Genomic DNA, 12329 nt, shown 5'->3' on the forward strand with positions numbered 1-12329 from the left:
AGATACGATGCAGTCTCGAGTTCTTTGGAGGTATCTATGTCAGATACGAAGGCGAAGAAGACAAACAGACGTTTTAAGTTCAAATTACCGCATGTCTATACGATCATGTTCTTGCTGATCGTTGTCTTTGCGGTCCTGACTTGGATCGTTCCCTCTGGTCAGTATCAGCGCAAGACGATTTCGACAGCGGCGGGCGAGCGTGAAGTCGCCGTTGCTGGAACCTATGAACAGGTCGATAAGAACTACACCGATTCCGAGGCCGGCGAGACCATCAATCTGGGCCAGGATATCTTCGCGGTTCTGCAAGCGCCCACCAAGGGCATCCAGGAGGCTGCCGACGTCGTTGCGTTCGTCTTATTGATTGGCGGATCGTTCGCGATCATCACCAAGACCAACGCTTTGAATGCCGGCATGAGCCGTGTGATTAAAAAGCTCAAGAACAAGGACATCCTCATCATTCCCATCACGATGACATTGCTGTCCATTTGCGGCACTACGTTTGGTATGTCTGAGGAAGCCCTGCCGTTCTATGCCATCTTCATTCCCATCATGATGGGTATCGGTTATGACTCGATGACGGCATTCATCATCTGCTTCCTTGGTCCTAACCTGGGATATTGTGCTTCGACCATCGACCCGTTTAATGTTTTGATCGCCCAAGGCATCATTGGCATCGAGGGTAATCCGCAACTGTGGCTGCGCGCCGTTTCTTGGGTTATCTTCACTGCCGTCGGTATCGCATGGGCCATGCGCTACGCCATGCGCGTCAAGAAAAACCCCGAGTCGTCCATTGTGTACGAGGACGATAAGCTCAAGCGTATTGAGTTTTCCGTGACCGATGCCTCCATCGAGGAAGAGTTCACTATCCGTCAGAAGCTCGTGCTCATCGATTTTGCTTGCGGTATGGGCATTATCGTCTGGGGTCTTGTTACCCAGGGCTGGTACATGAATGAGATTTCCGCCGTGTTCCTTGGCATGGGCTTGCTTGCCGGTATCCTGGGCGGTCTTGACCAGCAGACAATCGCAGAGGAGTTCGTTAAGGGTCTCGCCGACTTTGCGTACGCTGCCATCGTTATCGGTATCGCTCGCGGTATTCTGGTCATCGCCGAGGGCGGCATGATCATCGACACCATCCTCCAGGCGCTCGCTACCGCGCTCGCCGGCGCACCCGCCGCCGTCTACACCACGTTTATGTATATCGTCCTTGGCCTGCTCTCTTTGCTGGTTCCCTCGAGTTCTGGCCTGGCGGCGCTCACCATGCCCGTTATGGGCCCCCTGACCGAGCTCATGGGCCTCAATCCCGAGGCAGCCGTCACCGCGCTCCAGTTTGCCAACCAGACCATCAACACCATCAGCCCCGTGGCGGGCATGACGGTCGCCGGTCTTGCCGTGGCTAGGATTTCGTTTGGCCAATGGTGGAAGACCATTTGGAAGTTCTTCATTTTCATGGTCGTCTTTGGCGTGATTGTAACGGCAATCTCTGGCATGCTTCCGGTGTAGGTGGTTGTGATGTCTGATCGTTTGACGGTCCTGACGTCTAAGAGCGTCTTTACCGGTACGGGGGACCTGCCGTTTGAAGGTTTCGTAGCGGTCCGTGGCAATCGAATTGAGGCTGTTGGCACCAAGTGTGAGGTAGCTTCGTATTTGACCCAGGCGGACGAGGTAGTTGACCTGGGCGACCGCACCGTCATGCCCGGCCTGATCGATGTACATACCTTCTATACAGGCTGGGCGCTGCGGACGTTGGGGTCTGATCTGTCCGGCATCGCTGATGCCAAAGAGGCCGTGTCGCTCTTGCGTACATGGAAAGAAGATCATCCGGATTGCGCGGCGGCTTTTGGCCACAACCTACCCGAAACGTTGGCATCGGATGCCGAGAACGCAAATACGGCAGCTGTGTTTGACGATTGTTTTGGCGATATCCCCGTCGTCTGCTTTACATCGGGTGCGGAGACCTGCGTTCTCAATGCTGCCGCCAGTGCGCGATACGGCTTTACACCCCAGGCGTGCTATGCCGAGAAGATCTGGCGCATGATGAGCGATTTCCTCGCGCTGCCCGAGGTGCGTGCCGGGTATTCGGACTACATGAGCATGCTTAACGAGCGCGGCGTTACCGCCATCAAGGAAATGGCGTTTGATGACTACTACGGCTTTGCCGACGAAATGGCTCGCCGTGAGGAATCTGGTGAGCTGACGGTTCGCGTCTCTATGATGTCGCAGCCGGTGGGCGCCGGTGCAAATCTGGCATATGCCCGCGAGGCGCGAGAGCGCTTCCGGGGACCGTTCGTTCGTTTTTCTGGCTTCAACCGTATGACCGACCGCGGCGTATGGGCGGGGCTTGCCGAGATGATAGACCCCTATGAGGACTCGGCCGATGCGGGCGCTGCCGGCAAGACGGTCGTCGAGGAGCCAGAGTGGGATCTGATTGAGAACGAGCTGCGTGCAATTGATGCTGACGGCTTCCGATATTCCTTGCATTGCCAGGGCGATGGCGCCGTTCGTCGCACCGTGGCGCTCTATGCCTCGCTGCCTCGAGACGAGCATGGACGGATGCTTCGTCGCCATGCGATTACCGATCTCGAGAACTCTGACCCGACCGATCTTGTCAAGTTTGGCAAGTTAGGTGGAATTTGCGAGGTCTATCCGCAGATTCTGACGCTGGACCGGCGCGAGGATTGCCTGTCGATGATGCGTCGACAAATTGGCGAGACGCGACTTTTGCACAGCTGGAATCGCCGCGGCATGGAAGATTCCGGATGCACAGTGTGCTGTGGCACGGATTTGCCGCTGTTGATTCCGAGCTTGGGCGAGTCAATCTACAGTGCGTGCGGCGGATACTTCGACGACGGACTGCCCGTGAATGAGGTCAACACGCTGACGCTTGTCGAGCTCTTGTGCGCTTGGACTGCCGGGGGCGCGTACGACCTGATGCGCGAAGACGAGCTGGGTACGCTTGAGGTTGGCAAGCTTGCCGATATCTGCGTGCTCGATCGGGATGTGTTCGACCTCGATTATCGCGACGCACGTGATCTTGCGGTTGACATGACGATGTCGGACGGACAAATCGTGTTCGATCGAAATAAGGAGGCATAAGATGCCTGAATCCAAACCGACGCTGCGCCGCGAGCAGATTGCGGGCATGAATATCCACTACATCATGTGGTCGCTCGATTACTTCCTTGATGTGCAGCAGCGCTTGGGCTTTGAGTCCATTGAGCTGTGGTGTGCGGAGCCGCATGTGACGCTCGACCACACGGGCTACTTTGAGGCTGAGGTCCTGGCGAAAAAGGCTGCAGACCGTGGGCTTAGGTATCGTACTCTGTGCCCCGAGAATGTTGTCTATCCTTGGCAGTACTGCGCACGCAAACCGCTGCATGAACAGCGCAGCCTGGCGTACTTTAAGCACGGCATTGAGCTTGCCGAGGTACTTGGGTGCGACCGTATGTCCGTCAACTCGGGCTGGGGCGACTGGGACGAGGACCGCGAGGAAGCCTGGAAGCGCAGCCGCGAGCACTTGTCCATTCTGGCGGAGTATGCCGGCGAGCACGGTCTGGTGCTTACGATGGAAAGCCTGCGTCCCGAGGAGAGCAACCTTGTGACGACGGTTTCCGATGCGAAGCGCATGATTGACGAGGTCGCGAGCCCGTACTTACAGCCCATGGTTGATACAACCGCGATGGGCGTTGCAGGCGAGACGCTCGAGGACTGGTTTGCCGCCTTTGGTGATGGGGCAATTCACGAGATGCACTTTATCGACGGTGACCCGTATGGCCATCTGGTGTGGGGCGATGGCAAGCACGATATGGACGCCTTCGTCGCCACGCTCAACGCCCATGGTTTCGACGGCATGCTGGGCCAGGAAATCACGGACGGTCGTTACTACGATGATCCGGCGGCGGCGGATGCCAAGAACATGGCCGCATTCGAGAAATATCTGATTGACTAAAACAACCATCGGCCACGCAACCAACGTCATTGATTGCGGGCCAAATAAGAAAGGAACTGGATATGAACGCACACGATCTGATCAAAGAGGCAATTGCCGAGAAGGGCAAGTTCGACAGCGTCTACTGGATTGCTTGCGGTGGCTCCATGATCGATTTGATCCCGGCTCATGAGCTTCTGCAGCGCGAGGCAACCACCTTCACTTCGTATATCTATACGGCTCGCGAGTTCGATATCATGCGTCCGCGTCGTCTGGGCGAGAAGTCCCTGGTCATCGCTTGTAGCCACAGTGGCAACACCCCCGAGGTCGTCGAGGACTGCGAGATTGCCCTTGCTGCCGGCGCTACGGTGATCGCCCAGACCGACAACGCTGGATCCAAGATCGACTCCGGCAAGTGGACCACGTGGGTCTACCCGTGGGGCGAGGGCGTGCCGCAGGCCGAGGTCCCCGCTGGCATTTCGCTGTCGCTTGCGGCCGAGCTGCTCGATCAGCAGGAGGGCTACGCCGATCTTGCCGATATGTATGCCGGTATCGCCGAGATGGATAAGATTCTTCCCCCGGCACGCGAGAAGGTAAATGCCGAGCTGGGCGATCGCTTTGCCAAGCTTTGCCAGGAGCACGAGTTCTTCTACATTCTGGGCAGCGGTCCCAACTTTAGCCAGACCTACGGTTTCGCTATCTGCTCTCTTATGGAGATGCAGTGGCAGCACTGTAGCTACATCCACTCTGCCGAGTACTTCCACGGCCCCTTCGAGGCTACTCAGGATGGCGTTTTTTACTTCCTGCAGATGGGCTCCAGCGAGTGCCGTGCTATGGACGAGCGCGCCCTGGCGTTCCTTAAGACGCATACCGATACGCTGATGGTGCTCGATGCCAAGGAGTACGGTATGGAAGCCGTGCCGGCGAGCGTCCGTGCCTATCTGGACCCGGTGCTGTTCTACGCCATGAACTGCGAGCTGCGTGCTGCACGCGGCAAGGTGTTTGATCACGATCCCGATTTCCGTCGCTATATGGGTGTTGTCGAGTACTAGAAGGGGCAAAGGCCATGGCATTTAACGTTAACGCGCTCGGATTTGGCGACAACGTCGTCGATCGCTACGAGCATATCCACACCATGTATCCCGGCGGCAATGCGGTGAACTTCGCCGTTTATGCCAAGAAATGCGGTGCCGCACGCTCCGCATACATGGGCATTTTTGGCAATGACGCCGCTGCCGAGCATGTCATTGCAAGCCTCGAGGATGAAGGTATCGAGCTTGACAAGTGCGAGCAGATGATTGGCGAGAACGGAGCGGCTCGCGTGACCGTCGTTGACGGTGACCGTGTCTTCCTTGGCTCCAACGAGGGCGGTATCCGTGGCGATGCGCGCTATGTCCTCGATCGCTTTGACCTTTCGTACATGAAGCAGTTCGATGTGGTTCATTCGGGCAACTATTGCTTTACCGAGCGCGAGCTGCCCAAGCTGAAGGCTGCGGGCGTCACGGTCTCTTTTGACTTTTCGGATGACTCCACCGACGAGTACTACGAGCAGATTGCGCCCTACGTCGATTTCGCTTTCTTTAGTGCGGCGGATGCCGCGAGTGAGGACGAGATTCGCGAGCGTCTGGCATGGGTGAAGGGCCTGGGTCCGCGTTTTGTGTCGGCTACGGCGGGCGCCGAGGGCTGCATTGCTTACGACGGCGAGCGTTATTACCGCCAGCTGGCTAAACCGGTAACGGACATGAAGGACACCATGGGGGCGGGCGACTCGTTCCTCACCTCGTTTTTGATGTGCTATCTCGATTCCGCCAAGCGTGGTGAGGATGGCGCCGAGGCCATCGAGCGCGCGCTCGACTTTGCTGCCGGGTTTGCCTCGACCGTGTGCGGCATGGAAGGTTCTTGGGGCCACGGAGCACCAATCGTCGAATAGCCGAGCTGTCCCGGGGAGCTGTATTGGTGCCTTCCCGTGACTCGGTGGTCAAAAAAGCCAAATATGAGTACTGTGACTAATTTAGTCGCAGCAAAATCGACCCCTTCAGACGTGATTTGAGCGTTTGGAGGGGTTTAAGATTGCGAAAATGCAGGATGAGTGACTGTAAAAGTGTTAGTTAATGGACAATCGTAGATTATTCTGGTGGTCGGAAAGCTCAGGGTAATGTATCCATTTCGCTAGCAGTACTCATATTTGACGTTTTTTGACCACAGGGGTTAGCGAAGGCTAAAAACAGAGTGTGCATTCGCTAAAACCGCCGACTCAATATGCTTTGCGTCGCATTTTTTGAGCGAGGCGACGTGTTCTGAGGCGCTTTCGAGCGATCTGATGAGTGACTGTGCGCTTATTTCTGCGTTTGCCTCCGCTGGTGCATCGGTCTCGAGCAGTAAACGATCGAGTGGAATTTGTCGTACGTATTCGCGTCCTCGTTTAGATGCGAGCATGCGTTCGTTGACGGAAAAATAACAGCCCGCATTACGCGCGCGGACGAGTTCGTCCGAAGTACCGCTAAACCAGTGGAAGATGATAACGGGGGAGTCGGGGTTTGGGATGAGTAGTCCATGCGATTCGAGGACGTCCAGTACGGCTCCTGCCGAACGAACGGCGTGAATTGATATCACGCGCCCGGTAAGAGGATGCTGCACGAGCGCATCGCAGAGCCGGTTAAGTGCCTGTATTTGTAGCGGCTCACTTCCAGCAAAGCGCGCGGAAAAGTCGAGTCCGACTTCGCCGATGTAGCGTTCTTGGGCAGCAACTTCGCAAAGCAGATTGACTTCGACAAAACCGCAGTGGCCATCGGCGAGCCACCAGGGGTGAAGCCCAACGCCGGCGATGATGCCTGGTTGGCGACAGGCGCGCTCGTTTGCGGCCGAAAAGTCGCGCGGATTGACGCCGCAGTCAAATAGACCCAAGCCCAGCGCCGTCGCCTCATCGGCAACGGCGTCCGGGTGAGCCATTAAATCAAGATGGCAGTGTGCATCAAATAACCGGGGCTCCATCTCGGTGCGCTCCGCTAGTCCAGACGTTGGCCATCGGAGCGTACGCGCTCAGTGCCGCGGCCGCTGATCTGGCGGATAACCTCGCCGGCAATCATCTGGCCCATGATGGGCGGCATAAAGCTGGCGGTTCCCAGCTCGGTGCGCTCGTGGATGTTGGAAGGGTCGCGGGGCTGTGTCTTAACCGATTCCTCGCAGCTAAACAGTACATGCAGGCTCTTGATTCCGCGCTTCTTGCATTCTTTGCGCATGATGCGGCTCATGGGGTCACGTACCGTATCGAAAATGTCGGCAAAGCGGAGGCACTCGGGATGGAGCTTGTTGGCCCCGCCCATGGAGCTAACCAAACGAATGTCGTGGTCCTGAGCATATTTGGCAATGGTGAGCTTGGCCGAGATGGTGTCGATGGCGTCGACGACGTAGTCGAGCTTGCCGTCCGTCTGCTCCAAAACGCGCGCGAAAAATTCGTCGATATTGTCGCTCAACAGGTATTCGGTGCGCTTGATGACGGTAGCGGCTGGATTGATGTCGTGGATCATGGCTTCCATAACATCGACCTTGCACTTGCCGATGGTGCTTTGAAAGGCGATGGCCTGGCGATTGATATTGCTGGGCGCGATGATGTCCTTATCCAGAATGACGAAATGACCAATGCCGCCGCGGGCAAGTGCCTCGCAGCAATTGGAGCCCACACCTCCGCAGCCGAGCACCAGCACCGTGGCGGCGGCGAGTTTGTCGAGTGCCTCGCGGCCCATGATGATCTCGAGCTTGGTGTCGCGTGTCTCGATGGGAGTTGCGGCTGTGGTTTCGGTCATTAATATCCTCCGATGGGGAAGCAGGTCGTGTTTTAGCTATCGCCATTATAGGTAATCGCCCATAGGTTGCGATGGCGTTTGCTTTGATGTGGTTTGAAGCATTGCGATTTGATAGTTAGACAAACATCTAAATATTGAGTATAGTGTGCACGTCATGAGAGATGATGAGAGGAGGTCTTATGCCGGGAGAGGGTTTTAAGGCGCTGACCGATCCTACACGGCGTCACATTTTGGAACTGCTGCGCGAGGGCAATCGCACGGCTGGGGAGCTTGCCGAGCATTTTGACATCAGCAAGCCGTCATTGAGCCATCATTTGGCGACGCTCAAAAACGCCGGGTTGGTGACCGACGAACGTCATGGCCAAAACATCGTTTACAGCTTAAACACCACCGTCATGCAGGACTTGATCGGTTGGTTTATGGGCTTTACAAACACGGAAGGTGATAAGGATGAATAACGAAAACAAGGGCATTCACGCCACGGGGGTATCGTCGCGCGCGTGGGCCATGCTTGTTGTGGTCTGCGCTATTAATGTTGCCGCGCATCTCTGGGTGATGCCGAGCTTGCCTGCGCAGATTCCCACGCACTGGGGCGCGAACGACGCTGTCGACGGTTGGGGTCCTAGCTGGATGGCATCGGCGCTCGGCGCGTTGCCGCTGGCGCTTCTCGCAATGTTCCGCGTGGTGCCGCGCATCGATCCCAAAGGTGAGGCATATCGAACCTCGGGCAAGTTCTATCAGGGCTTCGTAATCGCCTTTACCTTGTTCATGTGTGCCGTAAGCTGGCTGGGAGAGCTTACGGTCTGGGGCGTGGTGCCGGCGGTCGGTTCGGTCAACGTGCTGATTTCCGGTGCTATCGGTTTGCTGTTCATCGGCGTAGGCAACTACTTGCCGCGTGTGAAGCAGAACTATACGCTCGGTATCAAGACGCCTTGGGCGCTTGCCGATCCCGAGAACTGGCGCCGTACGCAGCGCTTTGGCGGTGCCTGCTTTATGGTGCTGGGTGTTGGCCTGATTGCGATGGGCGTGGCAGGTGCGGTGCTTTCGAATGAAGTCGTCGCCGCGGTGATTGCGGTTCTGGCGTTTGGTTCGGTCGGAGCCGTCTACGTCTACTCGTATCTGCTGTGGCGCAAATCTCAGCGGGCTGTTCGTTAAGGTTGCGGAAAACTAGCGTACGCAGTTCATGGTATGTTCTGGGGGATTTTTCCCAGGTAGTATTAGGGGGTATGGGCAACCATGCCCCTTTTTCGTTACGTTTCAGAGCTGATTTCCTCATTTCGTTTCTACTAAAGCGAAACAAGAATAGAGAAACAGCAGGTAGAAAGGATAAAACAGGCAAATGGCAGAGTTTATCTACCAGATGTATCAGGCTCGTAAGGCCCATGGCGACAAGGTGATCCTTGACGACGTGACCCTGAGCTTCTACCCCGGTGCCAAGATCGGCGTCGTGGGCCCCAACGGTATGGGCAAGTCGACCCTGCTCAAGATCATGGCCGGCATCGAGGAGGTCTCCAACGGCGATGCCAGGCTTACCCCCGGCTACACCGTGGGCATCCTGCAGCAGGAGCCGCCGCTTGACGACGACAAGACCGTCATCGAGAACGTGCGCATGGCGTTTGGCGACATGATCGCCAAGGTCGATCGCTTCAACAAGATCGGCGAGGAGATGTGCGATCCGGACTGCGACATGGACGCCCTCATGGCCGAGATGGGAAAGCTCCAGGACGAGATTGACGCCGCCGACGGCTGGGATATCGATTCCAAGCTCGGCCAGGCCATGGACGCCCTGCAGCTGCCCGATTCCGACATGCCGGTCAACGTGCTCTCTGGCGGCGAGCGCCGTCGCGTGGCCCTGTGCAAGCTGCTGCTCGAGGCTCCCGACCTGCTGCTGCTCGACGAGCCCACGAACCACCTGGACGCCGAGTCGATCCTGTGGCTCGAGCACTTCCTGCACAACTACCAGGGCGCGGTGCTTGCCGTCACACACGATCGCTACTTCCTGGATAACGTTGCCGAGTGGATCTGCGAGGTCGACCGCGGTCACCTTTATCCCTACAAGGGCAACTACTCCACGTATCTGGAGACCAAGGCCGCCCGTATCGAGGCACAGGGCAACCGCGACGCCAAGCTCGCCAAGCGCATGGAGGCCGAGCTCGAGTGGGTGCGCAGCTCGCCCAAGGCCCGTCAGGCCAAGAACAAGGCCCGTCTGGCCCGCTACGAGGAGATGGAGGCTGAGGCGCGCGCAAGCCAGAAGCTCGACTGGACTGACATTCGCATCCCTGTGGGCCCGCGTCTGGGCAACAAGGTGCTCGAGGCCCATCATCTGCACAAAGAGTTCGATGGCCGCGTGCTCATCGACGACCTTTCGTTCACCCTGCCGCGTAACGGCATCGTGGGCGTCATCGGTCCCAACGGTGTGGGTAAGACTACGCTCTTCAAGACCATCGTGGGTTTGGAGCCGCTGACTTCGGGCGAGCTCGAGGTGGGCGAGACCGTCAAGATTTCTTACGTCGACCAGAACCGTTCCGGCATCGACCCCGATAAGAACCTATGGGAGGTCGTCTCGGACGGCCTAGACCACATGATGGTCGGCGAGACCGAGGTTCCGAGCCGCGCGTACGTGGCGAGCTTTGGCTTTAAGGGCCAGGACCAGCAGAAGCGCGCTGGCGTACTCTCCGGTGGCGAGCGCAACCGTCTGAACTTGGCGCTTACGCTCAAGCAGGGCGGCAACTTGCTGCTCCTCGACGAGCCCACGAACGACCTCGACGTCGAGACGCTGTCCTCGCTCGAAGCGGCGCTGCTCGAGTTCCCGGGCTGCTCGGTGGTCATTAGCCACGATCGTATGTTCCTGGACCGCGTTGCCACGCACATTCTGGCGTGGGAGGGCACCGACGAGAATCCGGGCAACTGGTATTGGTTCGAGGGCAACTTCGAGGCCTATCAGGCCAACCGCATCGAGCGCCTGGGCGAGGATGCAGCCCAGCCGCATCGTATTCACCGTAAGCTGACGCGCGACTAGATCGTTACGCGGTTTTCCAAACCGCGTAACTGCTCGACGCCGCGCGGGTCGCAAGCACCCCATCTTGCCGTTCAAGCCGTCGCTCGCGTATCGAAGTACGCGTCGCTCCTCTTTCACGGCAACCTGGGGCACTTGCGGCCCGCTCGCTGTTGGTTACGCAACATCAACAAATAAAAACGGCTCAAATCCTGATTTGGATTTGAGCCGTTTGTCGTTACTGCCCGGGTTCTTCGACTTTATCGATGGCCCAGGTGGATCCGAGGCCACCGGTGGTGTTGCGGCGGACGCGCACGGTAACTTCGTGGCGCTCGCCGGCCTGCGTGTAGCGCAGGGGGAAGCTTGCGCGGTTTCGCGCGGCCTCGATAGTACCGCGCTCGCGGGCGATCCAGTAGTACTCGCCGACGATGCCGAGGGTATCGGCGCCGTAGGGGAGATAGGTCGACAACTGGTGCAGAAGCGGGCCGGGGCAGAAGACCTCGGTTGCGAAATCGACGGGGAAGTCCTCAGGGATGGTCGGTGCTGCGGGCGCGGGGACCGGAGCCGGTACAGGTGCGGATGTGGACTCGATGACGGGTACAGACTCAGGCACCGGTTCCGGATTAACTGCGGAATCTGTCGGTTCCACGGAGACGGATGTGTCTTCAGTCTCGGTTTTGGCATCGGCTTCTGGGGCGTCCTCCGCCTCGATAGACGGCTTTGCCTCGATGGGCGTGGATGCCATGGTGGTGATGCCGGCGTTGGCGTTCTCGGGGTCATAGACGACCGTGAGCGAGATGGCAGGCTGCGGTACCTCGGGCTCCGATGCCGCCTCGGCAGCGTCCTGTTCTGTGGGCTCTTCGGGCTGATTGTCCTCAGCCTCGTCGCCAAAGACATCGCTGTTTTGGAACGCAGGCGTTTCGGATAGGTTAGCGGCTTCTTCGGCTGTCGACTTGGGAGCCTCGTTGAGCTCGGCAGTGGCTTCCTGCTCGGATATGACTACGGGCTCGGTCGTGGCAGCGATTTCGGTTTCGGCTTCTGCCGTTACCTCAATAGCGACTTCGATCTCTGTCTCGGGCTCGGGTTCCGGCACGACTTCAACCATGGCTTCGGGCTCGGGACGCTTAACGTGCTTGGGGCGCACGGCCTTGAGGTCCTTCTCGCCGCGCTTTTTCTTTTTGTAGGACTGCTTGGCGCCCTTGGCAGCTTTGGGCTTGTCCTCGCCTTTGGCAAGGGCGGCATCCCAAGCCTCGTTGGCGATGACGGTGGCATACAGGCGACCGCCCTTAAAGACAGTCAGCTTAATGCAGTCGTCGAGCTCCTCGAGCAGCTCGCGCGTGGACTCAAAGCCCAGGTCATATGCGACCATGTCACCAGCGGCGAGTGCCTCCTCGACCTGCGTCATAAACGTTTGCTTGCCGCACCCAATCGCGTCGCGCAGCAGGCGATACAGATAGATGTGGTTGCCCAGCGATAGCGTGGGCTTAACTATTGTCTTGCTCATGGCAAATCTCCTCTTTACACACCAAAGCATCTTACCATCGCGCGGGGCTTGCCATCTCGTCGCCCAAGGCAAACGGGCGCGACCGTTGCCGGTTCGCGCCCG

At 58.0% G+C, this 12329-nt stretch carries 11 protein-coding genes; 8 read left to right on the forward strand and 3 right to left on the reverse strand.

Features of this window, described 5'->3' with window-relative positions; translation table 11 throughout:
* Positions 1-36 precede the first annotated feature (36 nt).
* The 5 genes from I2G40_RS03180 to I2G40_RS03200 all read left to right on the forward strand — a co-directional run bounded on the left by I2G40_RS03180 (position 37) and on the right by I2G40_RS03200 (position 5855).
* A complete protein-coding gene (locus I2G40_RS03180; protein ID WP_195544147.1) occupies positions 37-1500 on the forward strand; it encodes a YfcC family protein in 1464 nt (487 codons plus the stop codon).
* Positions 1501-1509: 9 nt separating this feature from the next.
* Positions 1510-3093, forward strand: a complete 1584-nt coding sequence (locus tag I2G40_RS03185; protein ID WP_195544148.1) for an amidohydrolase — start codon at positions 1510-1512, stop codon at positions 3091-3093.
* Position 3094: 1 nt separating this feature from the next.
* Positions 3095-3946, forward strand: coding sequence for a sugar phosphate isomerase/epimerase family protein (locus I2G40_RS03190; protein ID WP_117840177.1), 852 nt, complete (start codon positions 3095-3097; stop codon positions 3944-3946).
* Between the two features lie 62 nt (positions 3947-4008).
* Complete coding sequence (locus I2G40_RS03195; RefSeq protein WP_195544149.1) at positions 4009-4977, forward strand: SIS domain-containing protein; 969 nt, start codon at positions 4009-4011, stop codon at positions 4975-4977.
* Between the two features lie 14 nt (positions 4978-4991).
* Positions 4992-5855: a PfkB family carbohydrate kinase gene (locus I2G40_RS03200; protein ID WP_035138847.1), complete on the forward strand. Its 864-nt coding sequence runs from the start codon at positions 4992-4994 to the stop codon at positions 5853-5855.
* A gap of 278 nt (positions 5856-6133) precedes the next feature.
* Here I2G40_RS03200 and I2G40_RS03205 read toward each other — a convergent pair whose 3' ends face one another.
* Both I2G40_RS03205 and I2G40_RS03210 read right to left on the reverse strand, forming a co-directional pair.
* Positions 6134-6916, reverse strand: coding sequence for a TatD family hydrolase (locus I2G40_RS03205; protein ID WP_035138846.1), 783 nt, complete (start codon positions 6914-6916; stop codon positions 6134-6136).
* A gap of 14 nt (positions 6917-6930) precedes the next feature.
* Positions 6931-7728: a tRNA threonylcarbamoyladenosine dehydratase gene (locus I2G40_RS03210; protein ID WP_195544150.1), complete on the reverse strand. Its 798-nt coding sequence runs from the start codon at positions 7726-7728 to the stop codon at positions 6931-6933.
* Between the two features lie 179 nt (positions 7729-7907).
* On the opposite strand from I2G40_RS03210, the gene I2G40_RS03215 reads away from it, so the two are divergent.
* The 3 genes from I2G40_RS03215 to ettA all read left to right on the forward strand — a co-directional run bounded on the left by I2G40_RS03215 (position 7908) and on the right by ettA (position 10747).
* Positions 7908-8186 (forward strand): autorepressor SdpR family transcription factor, encoded by a 279-nt coding sequence (locus I2G40_RS03215; RefSeq protein ID WP_195544151.1) that lies wholly within the window; start codon positions 7908-7910, stop codon positions 8184-8186.
* Positions 8179-8883 carry an SdpI family protein gene (locus I2G40_RS03220; RefSeq protein WP_195544152.1) on the forward strand — a complete coding sequence of 235 codons (705 nt, stop codon included), beginning with the start codon at positions 8179-8181 and terminating at the stop codon, positions 8881-8883. Before I2G40_RS03215 ends, I2G40_RS03220 begins: the two co-directional genes overlap by 8 nt.
* 184 nt (positions 8884-9067) lie before the next feature.
* Positions 9068-10747 (forward strand): energy-dependent translational throttle protein EttA, encoded by a 1680-nt coding sequence (gene ettA / locus I2G40_RS03225; protein WP_055251458.1) that lies wholly within the window; start codon positions 9068-9070, stop codon positions 10745-10747.
* Positions 10748-10961: 214 nt separating this feature from the next.
* Here the strand turns inward: ettA and I2G40_RS03230 are convergent, their stop codons facing one another.
* Positions 10962-12227, reverse strand: a complete 1266-nt coding sequence (locus tag I2G40_RS03230; RefSeq protein WP_195544153.1) for a hypothetical protein — start codon at positions 12225-12227, stop codon at positions 10962-10964.
* Between the last annotated feature and the right edge of the window lie 102 nt (positions 12228-12329).

The sequence above is a fragment of the Collinsella aerofaciens genome, assembly GCF_015558785.1.
Taxonomy (GTDB): domain Bacteria; phylum Actinomycetota; class Coriobacteriia; order Coriobacteriales; family Coriobacteriaceae; genus Collinsella; species Collinsella aerofaciens_P.

Coding starts and splice junctions, on each gene's coding strand:
- I2G40_RS03180 (WP_195544147.1), top strand. CDS start 37: ATGTCAGATACGAAGGCGAAGAAGACAAACAGACGTTTTAAGTTCAAA.
- I2G40_RS03185 (WP_195544148.1), top strand. CDS start 1,510: ATGTCTGATCGTTTGACGGTCCTGACGTCTAAGAGCGTCTTTACCGGT.
- I2G40_RS03190 (WP_117840177.1), top strand. CDS start 3,095: ATGCCTGAATCCAAACCGACGCTGCGCCGCGAGCAGATTGCGGGCATG.
- I2G40_RS03195 (WP_195544149.1), top strand. CDS start 4,009: ATGAACGCACACGATCTGATCAAAGAGGCAATTGCCGAGAAGGGCAAG.
- I2G40_RS03200 (WP_035138847.1), top strand. CDS start 4,992: ATGGCATTTAACGTTAACGCGCTCGGATTTGGCGACAACGTCGTCGAT.
- I2G40_RS03205 (WP_035138846.1), bottom strand. CDS start 6,916: ATGGAGCCCCGGTTATTTGATGCACACTGCCATCTTGATTTAATGGCT.
- I2G40_RS03210 (WP_195544150.1), bottom strand. CDS start 7,728: ATGACCGAAACCACAGCCGCAACTCCCATCGAGACACGCGACACCAAG.
- I2G40_RS03215 (WP_195544151.1), top strand. CDS start 7,908: ATGCCGGGAGAGGGTTTTAAGGCGCTGACCGATCCTACACGGCGTCAC.
- I2G40_RS03220 (WP_195544152.1), top strand. CDS start 8,179: ATGAATAACGAAAACAAGGGCATTCACGCCACGGGGGTATCGTCGCGC.
- ettA (WP_055251458.1), top strand. CDS start 9,068: ATGGCAGAGTTTATCTACCAGATGTATCAGGCTCGTAAGGCCCATGGC.
- I2G40_RS03230 (WP_195544153.1), bottom strand. CDS start 12,227: ATGAGCAAGACAATAGTTAAGCCCACGCTATCGCTGGGCAACCACATC.